Origin of the sequence: Methylicorpusculum oleiharenae (assembly GCF_009828925.2) — a bacterium.
Classification (GTDB): domain Bacteria; phylum Pseudomonadota; class Gammaproteobacteria; order Methylococcales; family Methylomonadaceae; genus Methylicorpusculum; species Methylicorpusculum oleiharenae.
In genome coordinates, this window is record NZ_WUTY02000001.1 from 3,730,037 (window position 1) to 3,750,379 (window position 20,343).

9 protein-coding genes are annotated in these 20,343 nt (G+C 45.9%); all 9 read left to right on the forward strand.

The window, feature by feature from the left end; all coding sequences use genetic code 11:
* Positions 1-85 precede the first annotated feature (85 nt).
* On the forward strand, positions 86-679 hold the full coding sequence (locus GO003_RS16890) for an ATP-binding protein (RefSeq protein ID WP_159654353.1): 594 nt from the start codon (positions 86-88) through the stop codon (positions 677-679).
* On the forward strand, positions 657-1,694 hold the full coding sequence (locus GO003_RS16895; RefSeq protein WP_159654355.1) for a hypothetical protein: 1,038 nt from the start codon (positions 657-659) through the stop codon (positions 1,692-1,694). The genes GO003_RS16890 and GO003_RS16895 overlap by 23 nt, the downstream gene beginning before the upstream one ends.
* A 91-nt stretch (positions 1,695-1,785) precedes the next feature.
* On the forward strand, positions 1,786-2,145 hold the full coding sequence (locus GO003_RS16900; RefSeq protein WP_159654357.1) for a hypothetical protein: 360 nt from the start codon (positions 1,786-1,788) through the stop codon (positions 2,143-2,145).
* Between the two features lie 88 nt (positions 2,146-2,233).
* A complete protein-coding gene (locus GO003_RS16905) occupies positions 2,234-3,079 on the forward strand; it encodes a cysteine protease (RefSeq protein ID WP_159654359.1) in 846 nt (281 codons plus the stop codon).
* Positions 3,080-3,088: 9 nt separating this feature from the next.
* The gene (locus tag GO003_RS16910; protein WP_159654361.1) at positions 3,089-3,346 is read left to right on the forward strand and encodes a hypothetical protein; all 258 of its coding nucleotides are present in this window, start codon (positions 3,089-3,091) and stop codon (positions 3,344-3,346) included.
* A gap of 110 nt (positions 3,347-3,456) precedes the next feature.
* Positions 3,457-3,684 carry a hypothetical protein gene (locus GO003_RS16915; protein ID WP_159654363.1) on the forward strand — a complete coding sequence of 76 codons (228 nt, stop codon included), beginning with the start codon at positions 3,457-3,459 and terminating at the stop codon, positions 3,682-3,684.
* On the forward strand, positions 3,681-4,751 hold the full coding sequence (locus GO003_RS16920; protein ID WP_159654365.1) for a DUF7146 domain-containing protein: 1,071 nt from the start codon (positions 3,681-3,683) through the stop codon (positions 4,749-4,751). Before GO003_RS16915 ends, GO003_RS16920 begins: the two co-directional genes overlap by 4 nt.
* Before the next feature lie 615 nt (positions 4,752-5,366).
* Positions 5,367-13,205 carry a fibronectin type III domain-containing protein gene (locus tag GO003_RS16925; protein ID WP_159654367.1) on the forward strand — a complete coding sequence of 2,613 codons (7,839 nt, stop codon included), beginning with the start codon at positions 5,367-5,369 and terminating at the stop codon, positions 13,203-13,205.
* 24 nt (positions 13,206-13,229) lie between these two features.
* Positions 13,230-20,333 carry an Ig-like domain-containing protein gene (locus GO003_RS16930; RefSeq protein WP_159654369.1) on the forward strand — a complete coding sequence of 2,368 codons (7,104 nt, stop codon included), beginning with the start codon at positions 13,230-13,232 and terminating at the stop codon, positions 20,331-20,333.
* Positions 20,334-20,343 lie beyond the last annotated feature (10 nt).

Consider the following 20,343-nt stretch of genomic DNA (forward strand, 5'->3'; position numbering starts at 1 on the left):
ACGTCTTAACTTAACCCAACTGGGAACAAAATTTCCCATTGGGATTGTTTTGTTTCCGGTGATTTTTCTATATTGGAGACAAAACATGAAACAAGTATCAATGAAAGTTAATCAATCCAACCTGGTCAAAAGCTTGAAGTTCAGCTTTACCAATAAGACCACGGTTTTGGGTGAGCTCATGCAAAATGCCCGTCGTGCAGGCGCAACTTCGGTAAATTTCGAATTTGCTCCCGAAACCAAGATACTTCGCGTGACTGATGATGGCTGTGGTATCGATTCTATCGAGACCCTGCTTACCGTCGCCGAATCCGGTTGGGACGCCGATGTGGTTGCTCAAGAACATCCTTTTGGCATTGGTTTTTTATCTGCATTATTTGCCTGCCGTCATATCACTGTCGTCAGTAAAAGCGGAAGAATTTCCGTTAATACCGATGATGTTCTGTCATTCAAGCCGGTCAATATTACTCCTGTCCCAAAATGGGACAATGTAACAATCATTACTATGGTTGCTGTTGATCTTGAATTGGGTCGTATCGAGCACGAACTTAAACGTCTTGCCACTGCATTTCCAATTCCCGTTCTATTCAATGGCGCTGAACTCAATCGTCCTCATGCGATGGATTCAGGTCTTGAATTTGATAATACAGAAATTGGTTATGTTTGCCTGGCTGGTTTTTAACAAGCCAGATCAGCATAACAAGAACTACTTGATGTATTTGCAGGGCTTGCCAATCTACAAGTCTTCAAGCTATGGATCATTTGGTTCGCCTGGCTATCATATTATTCATCTTGACTCTTCGAAATTTTTTGGTCGATTGCCAGACCGCGACGAATTGGTTGATAAGCAAGATGTGCTAAAGCAAGTTGAAGGTGTTTTAAGATCCCAGATCGAAAAGCGCCTTATTGAGATGAAATCAAGTTTGTCTGCTTTGGATTTTGTCGCTTATTACGACATCATCAATGACTGGAATTTGCTTTATCTTCTCAATGATGTGCCAGTTATCCCCTGGCATGTTTTGTGCGAGATAACCGGTTATCCAAATTGCAATGATGAAAACTTCGGTGATTATGAGTCTCGTCTCGAAAAGCCAGTGCACCGCGATGAAATTCTAGCCGGTCGCCAAGTGGTTTCTTTCGATGAGTACATGCAAGATGAAGGCTCTGCGTTGTCGATGTATGTATATATGAACGAGTTCTACATCTACTATCACTCCAGTTCGAACAAACTCGATTCAGAACACTGGCTGCATGCACATATTCGCAACCTTAATGGTGAAAAAGTTTCCATTGAACTGATCAATGAATCTCATACGGCTTATTTTTCTGGTCAATGGGCATGTCTTGATTCGGTTTTTTGTGATGCTTATCGAATTCATGTTGGCAATGATTTTGTTGAGATTGATGGCAATTCCATGTTCGATGGAGAGAAAGCAATTGTCCTTAAAAGAGATGGTTCTGGCTCTGTTCTCACTCAGTCGAATTCATTCAGAGATGAATACGATTTTCAACAGTCAGCTTATGAAGCGGATGAGTTTGATTTCTCGCAATTTGTGGTTGCGAACACATCATCTGATATCACTGAAGCACTGAAACGATTGCTGCCGAACTTTAGCGGCTGTCCTTCTCTGTTTGGGAAATCATTTGTCATTACATTGGATGAAAATGGTCATGTTGCTACCGTAACACCATCCTGATTCATCTTTATTTTTAACCCGGCCGGGAAACATTTCCCGTTCGCGGATTGTGTTTCCTGGTTTCTTTCTTAGAGGAAACACACTATGACTATTGGACAACCTTACCAAAACCCTAACGGCGATACCCAATGTGATGCCAAAGGTATTTTGGGCGATTACCATCCGCAAAACGGCTGACCACACCTGGATTGCTATTCAGTTGTTCGGCGCAGTTGGAAGCATTGCTGCAACGGCTTTAACTCCTGAATCAGCATTTAAAGAAGCCGAAAGTCATTACGGTGCCAAGAACAAAAAGCGTATGAAAATGACGCTTGAAATTGAAGGCGTCGAAACCTTCGATCTGGAATTGGCTTTGAATGAAGCACTGAAACTTGTCAGCGAAGGCTATACATCCGGTTTCGATAAAAATGAAACTGGCTCATATAACTTTTCGATTGACGCTATTAATTAAATTTACTTAACCCCTGCGGGAAATTTCATTTTCCCCACGGGATTACTGATTTTTCCCGCTTTTTTGCTTTTTAAGCAGGAGAAAAATCATGTCTAATTTCTTTTTTCAAAAGAAAGTTGACCGTCGCAGCCGTTCCGCCATGGTTGATTTTTTAAAATCTCATTACCGCTATAACACAATGAGTTCTTGGAATCGTTCTTCGTCATACGCCCATTGCATCAAGATCCATCGTCTCGGTTTAACCTCTGAGCAATCAGATAAAGCCTATGAATCGCTGGATACTGATTTTTGGGATGAAATCAGATGGCCAATTGACGAGTTCACTACTTCTCAAGGTGGTTGTTACACGATTGGCACGAACGGTCGTTCAGGTGGATATTTGGTCTTGTATCAATCTCGCCGTGAATTAACTGGTCATCTCAGCTACTGTCCTTCTTGTGGTCAACGGAGCTTCAAAAAAGTGCCACCGACTTTCGAAGATGCTAACGAGAATGTCATTGCTCAGGAAATACTCAGAAGTCAGAAATCTTGGCTTCCTGATGTTTATTTGAGTCAGCCTGCAATCGAGGCTTTACCGCTTTCAATAGATGAGAAATTGTCATTGATTGTTCGCATAAGATCTCAATTGGTTAACCTTAATTGCACAGTTACTGATGCCTGTGGTGTTTGCAGTAAACCACGTCGAAACTTCGATGTGTCGCCTTCGCAATTATCCGTTTATCCGGGCAAAAGCATCGATCAGCATGAGGATTTTTATGCCGAAGACTGGTCAATGGATGCTTTACGCGATCGTGTTGATCTCGTCTGCGCTTTTGATGCCGCTTGCGACGATATTCGTAGCAACTTCATCGCGCTGCTTGATGATTTTGACGTTGTCGAGGAAACGATACAACGTCCGGTCAAAGTAAAAAAGCTTATTGCTCGTGCAGCTTAGGAGGTAACTATGTGTTTTGAAGAAGTTGATGAAATTTCTGATGAAGACCTGGAAGCCGCTTCTGAGTTTTACGACCGACTTTTGAGTGGCAATCATCCTTGTCAACAAGCCAGACGGATAGCTTTAGAGCAGTTTAATATCTCTCTTCCAGATAATGTGCTGAATCATATTATAGGGATGTATGACTGTACGCTTTCTTCGATGGATGATTGTGTTCGAGCCTGCTTAACGAAAGCTGGTTTGTTTCATTCCACCAATGTCGAGTAGATAGTTTTTAAAATAACCCATCTGGGAGAATTCATCTCCCTTTGGGCGCATGGTTTCTCTCGGGTGGTTTTTCCATCCCTGCCTGCCGGGACATTACTAGGAGAAAAACCATGCAATACACCAATATCAAAGTTGGAACCCATGTACGTCCCGTCTGTGAAGATGCTCTTCCTGATGTGAATAAACAATCCGTTGGCGAAATCGTTAATCTCAAAGAGGTTGGCCGTTATCGTCGGGATTTTTACGTCACGATTCGTTGGGACAATGGCCGTGAATCTTTCTTGAATGCGTTGTTTTTCGTCAAGACTGTAGCCATTGTTGATGAGGTGCTCGCATGAACGCCTCAGCCATTGAATCCAAAGATGTAAGAGATGCTGTTCGTGGCTCATGGTTGTCTGTTTTAGATGACCTTGCCCCTGAAATCAGCCAAGCAATCGAAAAGCCAGGACTCCGGCATATTCCTTGCCCTGTCCATGGTGGAAAAGATGGCTTTCGTTTATTTCGAGATGCCAACTTGTCGGGTGGAGGTTGCTGCAACACATGCGGACCTAAACCAGACGGCTTTTCATTGCTGATGTGGCTGAGAGGTTGGAGTTTTCCGGAAGCGCTATCGGCCGTAGCTGATGCGCTTGGAATATCTTCAAGTTTCAGACGCGCGAAACCAGCCGTAAAAAAGCAACCGCAATTTGATCAGTCAAAATCCTCTGTGAACGATGACAAACTCAGATTGCTTTTACGATCAGTCTGGCAGGAGTCGACATCGATCCATCATCCCGATGCCGAACCTGTAAGGCTTTACTTACAATCGCGCGGTTTGGATAGCTGGCTACCCAATTGGCCAAGCCTTCGGTTTCATCCGAAGATGCAGTATCGGAACGAAGACAACCATGTGGCTGGATACTTTCCTGCAATGCTGGCTTTGGTCGAAAAAAACAACCAGGCCGTTACGATCCATCGCACCTTTTTGACGGATGATGGTCGCAAGGCGCCGGTTAATTCTCCCAAGAAGTTAATGCCCGTACCCGCGGATAGATTGATTGTGGGATCTGGTATTCATCTTGGAAAGCCTGGTCGTGTTCTATCTGTTACAGAGGGCATCGAAACAGCCTTGGCTGTTATCGAAGCAACGGGAATGGTGGCATGGCCATTGATCAGTTCCACGTTGATGAGTCACTTTATCATTCCGCAAGGCGTGGAAAAGCTCATCATTTGGTCGGATCTGGATCGATCGCTTGCAGGAACCTTCGCGGCTCAAAAACTTGCCGAACGCGCTAAAGCACAGGGCATTCAAGTTGAAATCCGTGAACCGTCAGGGCCTTTGCCTATTGATGCCAAAAGCATCGATTGGCTGGATGTCCTCAATCAAAGCGGGCCGAATGCGTTTGTCTTTCGGTCTGTAAGTTAGGCTGGAGGTTGCTATGTGTCAGTATGTTTTCGACGCTAGTAGAATTGATACCTCTCCAGGCATTCCTCGGTCTCCTTTTTCACCGCCCCATGGATGGGAGGGTGGCAAGGAGCATTATCGCGACTGGCTCCGCAGCGAATTCCGTGTAAACCCGAATCTTCGGCAAAGACTTGGAATTGCTGTGCGTGCCAGAAGCTTGAATAGGGATATCCATGTTTTCGGCAGCTTCAGAACGGAACTGCTTGAGATCATCGAAACTTTCGGAAAAAAAGGATGTTAACTGCCATGTTGACGCCAATTCCAACCAAAAAACCGGACTCTGATTTTGTTTCAGCGTCCGGTTTTTTTTGCCAATAAAGAAATCTCGCCTTTCCGCCGATGATTATCCAAAAGCAGCGCAAAACCCAACAGTCTCTTTCCCTCTCACCTTTGGCGCCAAAATTGTCAACCCACCATATACTCTAGCAGTTAATTCTCAAGCTCAAATATTCTCTAAATGCAACACCGCTAACTCTGGAAGCTGATCAAAAGACACGCCTATTTCATAGCCTTTTGAAGTTATCAAGCGGCTTTAATTTTGTGTTAATAGTCAAAAATTCTGGGCGGAAAATCCTCATGCGCATTTTTACTTTTTTGACGTTATTTTCTTTTTTCTTGACCGCATGGGGAGCCCAGCCTGCTCCGTCTCAGGTAACAGGTGTAACGGCAACTCAAGGTACATTATTACAGCGCGTAACACTTTCATGGTCATCGGCGCCAAGGGCCACTGCATATGATGTCTATCGATCTACAGCATATGGAACAAAAGGTTCTGCTCTTGCTTCGAATTTAACCGTTCTTACTTTTGATGATATTACTAATAATGCCACCCACTATTTCTACACATTAGTTGCCAAGAATGCGTCAGGAGCTTCACCTGATTCCGTTCAGGTTGAAGGATGGGGAAACATAGTATCGCCCGTGAACACATTAACAGCCACGCAAGGTACCGTTATTGATGCAGTTCATTTGACATGGAGTCCTATAGTAAATGCCACGGGTTACAACATCTATCGAGCAACCAGCTCAGGGGGAGCGCTAAGTCTTCTTGGTTCGACGGTAACAACTTCCTATAACGACGCATCATCAGGGTTTGGAACGGCCTATTATTACAAAGCAACAGCAATTGTCGGCGGGGTTGAAGGTCCACTGGGCAATGAGGCAACAGGCTGGGGACAGCAGCCCACTCCGTCTCAAGTGTCAGGCGTCTCGGCCTCTCAAGGAGTCTACTATGACAAGGTGACGGTTTCCTGGTCTTCGTCCACCGGCGCTCTTGCTTATGATGTCTATCGATCCATTACAGCCGGTTCCAAAAGCAATACCGTTGCAATCGACCTGACAGGCAATAGCTACGATGATACCGCCACAACTGTCAGCACTCACTATTTCTATACGGTTGTAGCTAAGAATGCCACGGGCAATTCACCAGACTCAACCCAATCCGAAGGGTGGATAAAAGTTCCTGGGACTATTAGCACTCTCTCAGCGACGAAAGGCACCGTACTCAATGCTGTCGATCTGAGTTGGTTACCCGTTGCCGATGCTACAAGTTATAACGTTTACCGTGCTTCCAGTTCAGGCGGAGCATTAACACTGATAGGAAGTGCGACAACCCCAACTTTCACTGACTCTACTTCGGGTTTTAGTGCCGCTTATTATTACAGGACGACAGCCATTGTTGGCACGATTGAAGGGCCGCAAAGTAATGAAGCAGTCGGATGGGGAAAGCAGCCTGTTCCTGATCAAGTTACCGGTGTTACTGCTTCTCAAGGAGCCTATTATGAAAAGGTAAGCATTGCTTGGTCTGTTGCCGCAAATGCCAGCTCTTACGACATTTTCCGTTCATCGACTGCAGGCGACAAAGGTTCGCTAATAGCATCCAATCTGGCGGCCCTCAGTTATGACGATACAGCTGCTACAGGAGGAAGCCCCTTCTTCTATATAGTGGTGGCAAAAAATGCCGCTGGTTATGCTCCCGATTCCAGTCAGTCAGAAGGATGGGGCAAAATTCCAGGTACGGTAGGCGGGCTATCGGCTACCCAAGGTACTGTCGTTAATGCTGTCACGTTATCATGGTCAGCCACTCCAGATGCCACGCGTTATAACATTTACCGTGCTTCCAGTTCAGGAGGTTCTCTTACTTTAGTTGCCAATTCCACCGTCCCTGGTTTCACAGACTCAACTACTGGTTTTGGAAGTGCTTTCTACTACAAAATCAGTGTGATGGTAGGCGCTGTGGAGGGGTCTGCAAGTGTCGAAGTTGCTGGGTGGGGAAAGCAGCCAGTTCCTGATCAAGTAACAGGTGTATCGGCCTCCCAGGCAACATATTACGACAAAGTTTTAGTTTCTTGGGCTTCGACTACCAATGCGGATACCTATGATGTGTATCGATCATCAAATTCTGGAACAAGAGGATCGATCATTGCTTCGGATTTATCCGTTCTCACCTATGACGACACAACCGCAACGGGTGGCACTCACTATTTTTATACGATTGTGGCCAAGAACGGCACCGGCAGCTCTCCCGATTCTTCACAAGTTGACGGTTGGGGCAAGTTACCAACGACGATCAATGCTCTTTCAGCCAGTCAAGGGACAGTAATCAATGCTGTAGAACTCACATGGTCGCCCGTTGCCGATGCTACGAGTTATAAAATTTACCGTGCTCCCAGTTCAGGTGGCACATTGACTCTGATAGGTAATTCATCAACACCAAACTTTACTGATTCGACATCTTCCTTTGGTCTGGCCTTTTATTACAAAGTATCAGCTATGGTCGATATGGTCGAAGGTCCTAAGAGTAATGAGGTAGTAGGCTGGGGACAACAACCCGCCCCCCTTCAAGTCACGGGCGTTACTGCAACTCAAGATACTTTCTATGACAAGGTAAAAGTTTCCTGGTCATTTTCCATCAATGCAGCGTCTTTTGATCTTTATCGCTCGACAGCATTTGGTGCCAAAGGATATCTAATTGCATCCGGACTATCTATTCTCACTTACGATGACACAGCTGCAATGGGTGGTGGCACTCACTATTTCTATACGGTGGTCGCGAAGAATGCCACAGGTAGTTCTCCCGACTCCACTCAAGCCGAAGGCTGGGGCAAGTTGCCGGCAACCATCAACACCCTTACCGCCACTCAAGGCACAGTAATCAATGCCGTCCAATTATCCTGGTTAGCCGTACCCGACGCGACTAGCTATAAAGTTTATCGTGCGAATTCATCCGGTGGCGCACTCACGTTGGTAAGCACTTCGTTAGCAGCAAGCTACACCGATTCCACATCTGGATTTGGTAATGCGTTCTATTACAAAGTTACCGCCCTCGTGGGCACTGTTGAGGGTCCGGTTGGAAACGAAGCAGCGGGCTGGGGAAAGCAGCCGGCTCCGGTCCAGGTAACTGGCGTTACCGCCTCACAAGGCACCTACTATGACAAAGTAACGGTTTCCTGGTCTTCGTCCACCGGCGCTCTTGCTTATGATGTTTATCGTTCCTCGACGGCCGGTACCAAAGGTAATACTGTTGCAACCGACCTGACAGGCAATAGCTACGATGATGGCACCGCAACGGGTGGGGCTCACTATTTCTATACGATAGTGGCAAAGAACGGCACCGGCAGTTCCCCCGATTCTTCACAAGCTGAAGGCTGGGGCAAGTTGCCGGCGACAGTCAATACGCTTTCTGCCACTCAAGGCACTTTAACCGCCAAGGTTAAGTTAACTTGGGTCGGCCTTCCTGATGCTACCGGGTATGAGATTTATCGAGCAACCTCTTCCGGTGGCACCGGTTCTCTAATAGCAACCGTCGGCACGACTACCTCTTACGATGATAACAACGCGCTACCGGGGAGTGCGTTTTATTACACCGTCAAGACAAAAGTCAGTTCGCTTGTTGGGCCAGCAGGGAATGAAGCTGCAGGGTGGTCCAAGCAGCCAGCGCCAATTTCCACCTTAACCGCAAGTCTTGGGACCGTCACCAGCGCCATATCATTAAGTTGGACAGCAGACCCCGAGGCTTCGAGCTACGAGGTTTGGAGAAGCACATCAAGCGGTGGTTCAGCGTCTCTGATAGGAAATCCAACATCGTCAAATTTTGTTGACTCAACAACCCAGGGGGTTGCCTATTACTACTACACCGTTAAAACAAAGGTAGGAGGAGCCGTTGGGCCAGTAGGGAATGAGGCAAAGGGATTCGCCAATGCAGCTCCAACTTCGGCATCGGTTACTCTAGCCACAACATCCTATGTTCCCAGTGCGGAAACATTGCCCATCGTCGTCGACCCTAATATCGATGCTGGACAAGGGGAAAATCTTTCGTTCGCTATTACCGAACAAACCACTTCCGGAATGGTAAGTATTAGTAATGGGAAGTTTAAATATACACCTCCTGTGGACGGCTCTTTTTCAGGGCCATTGTCGTTTAAATTCGTTGTTACTGATCGAGGTGATCAAACTTTTACCGCGAATGGTTCTGTAAATGTTTCGTGTACAGCGCCTTCTATTTCAGCGCTTTCACCAACAACACCTGTTCTGATTGCAACGGAATTTTCTTCTTCAATAACTTACTCAATCCCGGCATGTTCAAAAACAAAACAGATTGATATCAATATCCTTGATAATAATAATGTTTCCGTGTCGTCTACGGTTTTACAAAATATAACCACTGGCATAGGTAATGTTGCCTTATTCAATACTAAAGGCTTATCTAAATCAGGTACTTTTTCTGTTAAGGCTCATATAGCAACAGATATAGGTGAAGACGTAAAATCCGCTCAACTGGTTGTGAAACCGGTTAATTTGCCGGTTATGGGCATATTGCCGTCAACCTCGGTAATTGATGGACAGGATACTATTGATGTTACCTTGCAGAACCCATCAGTTGTTAATTGCCAATTTACAAGTGATAAGTCTACTGCTCTGGCAGATGCATCGAAATGCTTGGTTGAGTTATCAACTCCTCCTTATGGATTAACGATAGATAATTCCGGCGCACTTCCTTCGCTTCACGGCATTATCCAAAATTCAGGTCAATATACTATTGATGCCACGGTTAGTAAGTTCAACGGCCAAGATTTATTAGTCGTCGGAAAGGTGTCAAAAACTATAATCGCTTCTTGTCCTCAGTCAACAATTAATTCGTTTTCAACGACATCGAACTTACTGCCATATATTAAACCTACCTATAAATTTAATTATGACGCGCTGGCTTGTAATGGTGCTTTATCAGCTAATTTTGTTATTACAGCCAATAAGGATGGAAGTACCGTTGAATCGCGCCCAATCACTCTCACAGATTTTGGTAGTGATCTCGAATATTCATTGATTGGTCAAGGATTGTCAGAAGGGGGTTATACCGCCAACTTATCAATTCAAGGTGCGGAAGGGACAGCAACGAAGACATTTGCTTTCAATGTCAAACAGACACCATTGCCTTCTATTTCAATTTCACCTTCACTTATTGATCAAGGGGAAACAAAAATTTCAATTGGGGTGGTTCCTTCTCAGGATAAGAACTGCCCGCTTACCTCGACACAAAGCGATGCGGAAAACGATCCGAGAAAATGTTTTGTTTTCTTCAACTATTCGGTTCCAGGGCTTCAAACTGTTATCGATAGCAATGGGTTGCCGTCAGTAATTGGATACACTTCGCTGTCGGGGAGTTTTGATATTGGCCTGAATGTGTCACGTTGGCTTGATGGTCAACGATACGATTTAAAGCCTGTAACAAAAACGCTTGTAGTTAGAGATTATAGCATTCCAGTCTTTGCATTTTCTGGAGCCACAGAAATGTTTACTGGCGTTTCCAAGTCTGATTTAGAGCTTAAACAGACTGACGGTACCAATTGTTATTTGTTTTTGAACTATAACGATGCATTAAAAAATGCCATTGCTGGCAAGAAATCTTGTCTCGCAACCTTCACGATCCCTTCTGATTTAACACCAGCAGTTAACTTAAACTCTGTCCAACTGAATGGAACTTTTGCAACAGTTGGCGAAAAATCAATTTCTTATTCAGTAAGCAGAATATATGCGGATGGAATGGCTCTTCAATTGGGGACTGGTTCTCATACTGTTCAGGTGACAGAACCACCAGCTCCTGGAATGGCTTTTTCCGGAGGCTCCAAAATTGCTGAGGACAAATATTTCCTTCAGTCCGGTTCTGCCTTCACTCGACTAACCGTATCCACAAATCCAATTCTTTCAGCCAAGGTAAAAATTACTTCCGATGATACCGTTCAACCCATCACAAGAAATAACGTAACTAATGGCAGTTCCTTTTGGTTAGCCACAGAAAATCTACCGTTACTTCAGGAACGTGAGGTCAAAGTTCGAGTTGCATGGATGGATTACCCATCTGTCTTCAGTGAAAAGTTGTTAAAAGTTGTTGGTGGGCCACAAGGAACTCCGAAGCTCCATGTCGAAGTTCCGCAGACAGCCAATAGCACAGACGAATTAGTAGCCAAGGTAAAAATTGGGCAATACACCGCTGCCGGATTTGTTTATGACAAAACAATGCTGAGTGATTGGAAAGGTCAATTATTCGTTGAAACAAATAATTCAGCTAGATCACCTGTATCTGATGTCGTTGATTTAGTGAATGGCGAGGCCGAGTTCAAATTAAATCCAGCTAATAAACTGTTTATGAAGATATCAGCGTCAGCCGATATTGTCTCGTCAATCGATGGATTACATTACCCAATTCAGTCACCAACTAAATATGTTGGCATAGTCAATACTGCGCCTTTGGTTGGAATCATTATCGCGAAACAACTCGAAGCGCCTGCTCCGAAGGTGTTCACGCTCGATCTTGATTTGTCTGTCGATAACAAGGTCGCATTAAAAGAAACCCACTGGGAAGAAAGTATAGATAACGGCGACACGTGGCAAGAAATTGAAGCGTTGAGCCCTGTTAGAGTTAGAGTCAGTATCGGAATGCGAACACCCGGCCGCAAATTGATTCGGGTAAAAATGGCCAGTAAAACTGGCATTGAAAGTTACACCACACCTGTAGAGGTTTGGGCATACTCTAAGCTCGACGTAAACATTATTGGCCCAAGCCATGTTGCACCTGGTTACCCAGTAACAATTGGTGCTGAACTCTATCGCGATGGAAAAGCAACCGCCGCCGCAATTTATGACTGGGTTGTTGAGTATCACGATAGAGCCGAAACAACGTCTGGACCAACCGTAACCATCAATGACAGCACTGAAAATAAAATCCTTATTTCGTTAAGAGCCAGACCGTCTGATACCAATGCAAATGATAAATACGCATGGACTATTGATCGCCACGTCATAACGACAAAAATCCCCAGTTATCCCTCTGTTTCAGCAAGTGGTCCACGAGATGTGGAAGTTGGAAAGACCTATCACTATGTAGGTACAACACGTCCTTCCTGGGGCAATGTTCCTAGTGTTCACACGATCGGGTCGGAATGGGAGTTGCCTGATGGTCGCATAGTTACTGGTAATGAAGTTGATTGGTCGCCTTCGCAATCTGATTTGGTCGATCCAAAGCCTTTGAAATTTAGAGCTTGGGTTAATGAATTCAAGGAATCCACAATCAGGGAATCCACCGTTTCCTATGTGCCTTGGGAATATGTTTGGCCTAACTTCTCGGTTGCGCTTAAACAATTAACTGTCCAGGCGCCGGCGGATTTGTTCTTCATCGTAAGTCATGATCGTCCTGAAATGAATAGGCGCTTTGAGGATTTGAAGTATGAATGGATTTTCCCTACCAATGTCAATGCCCGCCAAAACGAAGCATTCCCAAACCGTGCGGCTGGGCAGGCGGTATACGCAGGTGAATATGACATCACGATCAAGATTAGCGATTCCAGAGGGAACCAAACTCAATTGACCCAACATGTCGTTGCAGAGCCAGCCGTTCCCTATGCACCGACAATTAAAGTTGGAAAGTCCAATTACTATGATCGTGTACCAATGACTGTAACAGTCCGTCCAACCATTTATGGAGGACATCCTCTTGATTCAGTTGTTGGCCAAATATGGAAAGTCGATGGCTTGCAGATTGATGATTACACCAATCGAAGCTATATGGTCTCCACCATTACCGAACCAGGTGATCACACCATCAGTTACACGCTGAATAGCAAGATGGGTGAAACAGCTACCGTGAGCCACTCGCTGCATTTAGTCGCCAACCAAAAGCCCTCCTGCCAATTAACTGCCATTCCAAACGCCTATGTGGTTTATGCGGAGGCCAAGTGCACGGATGCGGATGGAAAGATTGTTGGCTATGCCTGGCGGGTCAATGACCAGCCAATCAGCGCGACATCTTACCGAATAAGCTTTGGCAAAACCGGTACGCCTCAATCAGCCAAAGCCACTATTACCGCCATTGATGATGCGAAAGACCCATCGGTCCCAGTATCCATCACTATCGACTACTAATTTCTCATCAAAGGTTTATCGGCTATGCCATCTAAAATCAGAAAAGTTTTTTCTGCTTTACTGCTACTGTTTGCAATACTGTTTGCTGGGAATGCAAAGGCGATTATTAACTCCACTGCGACTGATGGAACCCAGATTAATAAGGTTATTCATTCGTTTGTTTCAGGAGGTAGTTGTACCTATGTGAGTTACAACCATTATGAGTTGCATTATAGGAAGCTCCCTACAGCCTCTACGTGGACGCTTTATTTCTCTAGATATGTTCCCGGTGGATATTATTACCTGTATGCGGAAGATACCGGTGGAACTCCTGGTCAAAGTTACGACTATTACATGGAAGTTGCAAGTCCATCACTCTATTTATGGTGCAATGGCTATACCGACCGTGGTTGGGCCAACAATCCTCCAACGGCATTAAGTGCCTCAATGCCGGGGTCTACTATTGGTGGCGGCACGGTATGTACTACGATAAGCGTCTCTGATCCAAACCAGTACCAACCAAACACTTCAGTTCCAGAAGTCCTTACTTACTCTTTGGTTTCTCAACCGGCCGTTGGTAGTGCATACGTATCCGGCAATCAGGTTTGTTATACCCCTCCCGCTTCAGGCCCAACACAGAGTTACAGTTTCACCATCAGGGTCACTGATAAAGCGGGTAGCGTTTTGAATGGAACGGCTTCCGGAACGGTGACCAATCCAACACCGCCACCCTCGCAAATCTCAAATCTTAGTGCGACTGACGGAACAATTACCAATGCGATCAATTTGTCGTGGTCACCATCAACTTCGACTACAAGCTATGACATTTATCGCTCGATAGCATCTGGGACACTTGGGGCTCTGATTGCAAATACGACTACCAATAGTTACTCCGACACGCAATATACAGCTACGCTTTACTATTACACCGTTATCCCAAAGAACATTAATGGCCCCGGCCCTTGGAGTAATCAAAACGTTGGCCATGCCAACCTTGCTCCAACCGCATCTTCTGCAAATATTTCCACTGTGGTCGGCGGTGCACGGCAGTGTGTGACACCATCCGTCACGGATGCTAATACTTCGCAAGGCGATACATTCACATTCTCGATTATTACTCAGCCAACTGTGGGTACGGCTTCAATTGTTTCAAACAAGGTTTGCTACACCCCTATTTCGAGCGGTACCGGCGGCAGTTACTCATTTACCTACCGCGTAACTGATATGGCAGGTGCTACATTTGTTGCTTCTGCGACCGTTAGCGTCCTTGGCCAACCTCAAAATGTAACCGCAACCCAAGGTACGCTTTACGGGAAATCAACGGTTAGCTGGACTGCCGTTGCTTCTGCTACCAGTTATGACATTTACCGGTCTACTTCGGCTGGAACCAAGGGCAGCATCATCAGCGCCGGCTTTACTGGAACGGCATACGACGACACGACCGTTTCTGGATCAACCCATTACTTCTATACGGTTGTAGCAAAGAATGCTTTGTTCACGTCTCCTGACTCGGCTCAGACAGAAGGTTGGGGGAAAGTTCCAACCAACATTACCGACTTAACGGCCACAAAAGGCATTTTGCAGAATAAGGTCGGTTTGAGTTGGTCTAAAAATCCAGATGCCACCGGCTATCAAATCTGGCGAGCAACAACGTCAGGCGGTGTTGCCACTCAAATTGGCACAGTCGGTGCTATGGCTGTTGGTTATTACGAAGACACGACGACTGTCGGAATGACGCGCTATTACTACACGGTTAAAGCCGTAGTTGGGACTACGGTTTCGGCTCCAAGTAATGAAGCGATGGGGTATGCGATCGTCCCAGTCTCACAAGTAACCGGCGTTACGGCAACACAAGGGACTCTCTACGGAAAATCTACAGTCAGCTGGAAAGCCGATTCCGCTGCGGCAAGTTACGACATTTACCGTTCTACAACCTCGGGTACCAAAGGGACACTTTTTGTTACCGTTGGGACGAATACCTACGACGATACATCCGTCTCCGGATCAACCCATTACTTTTATACCGTCGTTGCTAAAAACCTGATCAGTACAGCGCCCGATTCCGCCCAGGCCGAAGGCTGGGGGAAAGCTCCAACAACAATTACCGATTTGACGGCAACGAAAGGTACGCTTCAATCAAAAGTTGGGTTGACTTGGACTAAAAACGTCGATGCTACCGGCTATGAAATCTGGCGAGCAACGTCGTCCGATGGAACCGCAACGCTGATCACTACTACCGGTGTCCTGGCGACAGGTTATTATGAAGATACCACGACTGTTGGCATGACCCAGTATTTCTATACGGTTAAGACTGTTGTTGGTACTGTCAAATCACTACCCAGTAATGAGGCCATGGGTATTGCGGTAATTCCGGTTTCTAAAATTACCGGGGTAACGGCTACTCAAGGTACTCTGTATGGCAAATCGACTATTACCTGGAATGCTGATTCTGCCGCATCAACCTATGACATTTACAGGTCTGCTTCTGCCGGAACAAAAGGCTCTCTCATCGGTTCTTCCACATCGCCAACCTATGATGACACGACCGTTTCAGGTATTACCCATTATTTTTATACGGTAGTAGGTAAAAACATCTTGGGTGTCTCGCCTGATTCAGATCAGGCCGAAGGCTGGGGAAAAGTTCCTGGTGTTGTATCGGACTTGGTGGCAACTCAGGGGACGGTTACCGATCTAATTAAATTGGATTGGTCTGCCGTTGCCGATGCTACATCCTATGAAATTTGGCGTTCAGCAACATCAACAGGTGCCACTACTAAATTAGGCACTGTCACCGCGCCATCCATCACCTACGCTGACAACAGCGTATCCGGTGTTCCCGTTTATTACTACACTGTAAGAGCCACTGTTGGAGCTCTAGTCGGCGCTGACAGCAATCAAGTATCTGGTTATGCCAATCGAGCGCCAACAGTGACATCGCTGATATTGACATCGCCAACCTCGACCACTGCAAGTTCAGCTCAAGTGCCTGCAGTAACAGATCCTAATAAAGAGGCGGGACAGGATGATAATTTCACCTTTGCAATTCTGACGCAGCCCAGTAAGGGGCTAGTGTCCATAAGTGGTGGCGACAAATTTACCTATACCCCGCCAAGTGATGGTGCAACATCAGGTCACTTCACATTTACTTATAGTGTCAGTGATAAAGTCGGGGCAATGCTTAACGGAACTGGGGATATTTATATCTACTGCAAAAATTACATCAACGGTGTCAGTCTTGCCTCTAGCAATTTAGAGCAAACACCCATAAATGTCATTGTCGACTATAGTGTTCCGCAATGTGCTACGGGCGTTACTACTAATCTGGATATAAAAGATGGAAACGGTACCCAAGTTTTCTTGATTGATAATCTTTTCTTGCCTGGAATTGGGAATAACCTTACCAAGACGTTTACGATCAATCCTTTGCCTGTTTCGGTGGGTGGGCCATATATCTTTAATCTGAATATGGTTAATGATGTGATTACCTATGCAGATGGTGATTCATGGCAGCAAAGTTTTTCTGTCGATCCAGTGGCTTTGCCGATCTTAACTATTACGCCTAGCCTAAATATTACAGTAGGCCAGGATACTCAGGTTAAGGCTTCGCTTTCTAATCCTCCAGCGGCTAATTGTCCATTCACGACCGATCTTGCTGCAGCCCTAGCCGATCCAAGTTTGTGTTATGTCAAGTTCACGAGCATTCCTCCTGGAATGACCGAGAATAATTCCGGTTCCTTACCTTATTTGACGGGCATTATCACCGACGGTGGCAGTTTTCCTGTCACTGCGGAAATCCAAAAATCGAATGGAACGCAAATGCTCAAAATGGGCGTAGTTACTCAAACCATTGAAGTTGCATGTGTCCCAGCTGTTATCGCTTCCCTAAATGTCCCAAGTGTCTTGTCATATGAGGACATAACCTTTGATACAACCTATAAGGGGTATGGTTGTAATGCGCCAATGACTAGTTCCCTGGTCATAAAAAAAGGAACATCAGTTGTTGATACGAAAGATCTCGGTTCGCTTGTTCCAGGCCTCGATCTGCCGATATCAGTTACCACAAATGGTTTGCCTGGAGGTTATTACACTGCAGAGCTAAGCATTACAGGAAACAGCGGCACGAAAGTTCAAGCCAAATCATTTTTGGTCAAAGAACCGCCTATGCCTAATTTGATGGTTTCCCCAACTTCTGTATTCCAATCTGAAGGTCGTGTCGATGCATCATTACAACCATCAGCAGATACGGCTTGTCCTCTCACTGTTATACAAGCAGAAGCAGAGGCAAACCAGAGAAAATGCTATGTGGTTATGACCACGACTTTATCAGATATGGCGCCGGGGATAGACACCAACGGATTGCCAACGTTATCAGGTCATCCTGGTACTCCAGGTGATTTTGAGGTCAAGGTCATAATATCGCGTTGGATAAAAGGGACTCGTTACGATTCGGAGCCTTTGGTTGAAACTGTCCATGTTGATCCCTTGATCCAGCCGACATTCAAATTTACAGGCGATACCAACATTTATGTTGGCGTTGAAAAGCTAAGTCTTGTTTTTACCCAAGACTCGGGGACTACTTGTACCTTGTATTCTGATGTATCAGCTGCACAAGCTGAAGCGGCAAAAAGTAAAAGGACTTGCATCGCCGAGTTCCAGGATGACTTCGGATTAACGAAAACTTTGGCGTTCAATCAGTACAAAGTTACCGGCACGATTGGGACAATTGGTACTCAGACCATTTCATACGCTGTCAGTCGTGTTTTCGCCGACGGCCTGAAGTCTGCTGTTGTATCAGGCGAACAGCTCATCACTGTCAATGATATTCCTCCGCCTACCATCAAGCTGAAGGGTGGATATCCGATCAGCGACGGCAAATATTACGTTCCGTTAAATCAGCCGATTACCAGAGCCACAATTTCTGCCGGTGTGCCGACAAACGCCAAAATTAAGCTTACGGTCACTGATACGCAACAAGACTTTGTTCGTAACGATATTGTTAGCGATAGCTCATATTGGATCTATACGCCAAACCTTGGCCTACTGGAACAAAGGCCGGTTACGCTTCGGATTGCCTGGCAAGATTATCCGTCGGTTTACACCGAAAAAGTGATCACCGCGGTTGGTGGCGCCGAGAGCAATATGAAGTTAACCCTAGATGCGCCTAAAGTTACTCCGGATACCGAGAACATCACAGTGCGCGTCAATGTCGGTAAATACATCAATAACGTGATGAGTTATTCCGCTGCTACGATGGGCCAGTGGCGTGCCCAAATTGTTGCTCAGACTAATACGCAAAGCGTAAAAGTCCCTGTTACAGACATGCTGGACTTAACAGATGGGGTGGCGGAGTTTCAAATCAATCCTGCCGGCAACCTCTTTATGAAGCTGACAGCTATAGCCGAATTAGTGACTAATGTGAATGGTCTGAATACTACATTAAGCTCACCAACTCGCTATATTGAAGTTGTTAAGGGTTCGCCCATTGAGGGTCAAATTACGAGCAAGTCGCTGGATGGCCCCGCCCCCAAAACGTTTACCTTGAACCTTGTCCTGACGCAGGATAACCGCGTTGCCTTGAAAGAGATTGCTTGGGAAGAAAGTGAAGACGGTGGTTTGACCTGGACAGCGATCGAAAAGTCCAATACGACTCGCAGAATAGTGTCTATGCAATCGCCTGGCAAACGTCAGGTCCGCGCCAAGATGATCAACAAGAATACGCTATTGGAAAGCTATACCACGCCTGTCGAAGTTTGGGCTTATTCGAAGCTGGAATCAGCGATAACAGGGCCTCGACACGTATCGCCAGGCTATACCGCATTGCTTACAACTGAACTATTTCGAGATGGACAGCTTACAAATGACACAGTGAATGAATGGATTATTGAAGCGCCAAGCGGCAAAACCACAGCCGATGGTTCATCTGTTGCTATTACCGAAGAGCTGGAAGGCAAGGTAAATATAACCTTGAGGTCTAGACCTTCAGATACGCGTGCAGATGACAAGAACGCCTGGTCCGTAGCTCGACATTACTTGGTGGTTAAAACCCCTGATGCCCCTGCAGTAATGTTAAAAGGTCCTCGTGATGTCGAAGTTGGAAAAAACTACCAATACGAAGGCGTTGTAAAACCTTCCTGGGGGGCGATGGAAAGTGTTCACGCCATTAAGTCAGAATGGCAATTACCCAATGGCAGTACCGTACCAGGGGATACTTTAAGTTGGTCTCCTTCCCAATCTGATTTGGCCAATCGCAAGCCCCTCTTGTTCAGAGCTTGGGTTGATGGGTTTAAGGACACAACGACCAAGGAAGCCACGCTCAACTATGTCCCTTGGGAATACGTATGGCCGAATTTCTCGATTGCGCTCAAACAGCAAACGATACAGGCTCCATCGGATATCAATCTGATCGTTACACATGATCGGCCTGATATGGGACGTCGTTTTGAAGGTCTAATTTATGAATGGTCTTTCCCGAAAAATGTAGATGGACGCCAAAACGATGCATTCCCAAATCGTGCAACTGGACAGGTAATCTTTGCCGGAGAATATGATGTGACAGTAACGATTCGCGATACTCGTGGACATCAAACCCTATTGACCCAGCATGTCATTGCAGAGCCTGCCGCTCCTTATGCGCCAACGATTAAGATTGGGAAATCGAACATCTATGAACGTGCCCCAATGACTGTGACTGTTCGCCCGACCATTTACGGTGGACACCCGTTGGATTCGGTAGTAAATCAGATTTGGAAGATCGATGGTACAACGATCGACGAGTACACCAATCGAAGCTATATGGTCTCCACCATTACCGCGCCAGGTGATCACACCATCAGTTACACGCTGAATAGCAAGATGGGTGAAACAGCTACCGTAACGGAGCAGTTGCAACTAGTGCCGAACCAGCCACCTTCCTGCCAGTTAACTGCCATTCCAAACGCTTACGTGGTTTATGCGGAGGCCAAGTGCACAGATGCGGATGGAAAGATTGTTGGCTATGCCTGGCAGGTCAATGACCAACCGATCGGGGCAACATCTTACCGAATAAGCTTTGGCAAAACCGGTACACCTCAATCAGCGAATGTCACTATCACAGCTCTTGATGATGCCAAGGTAGAGTCAACCCCAGTTTCAATTGTCGTTAATTATTAAGGGGATGTTG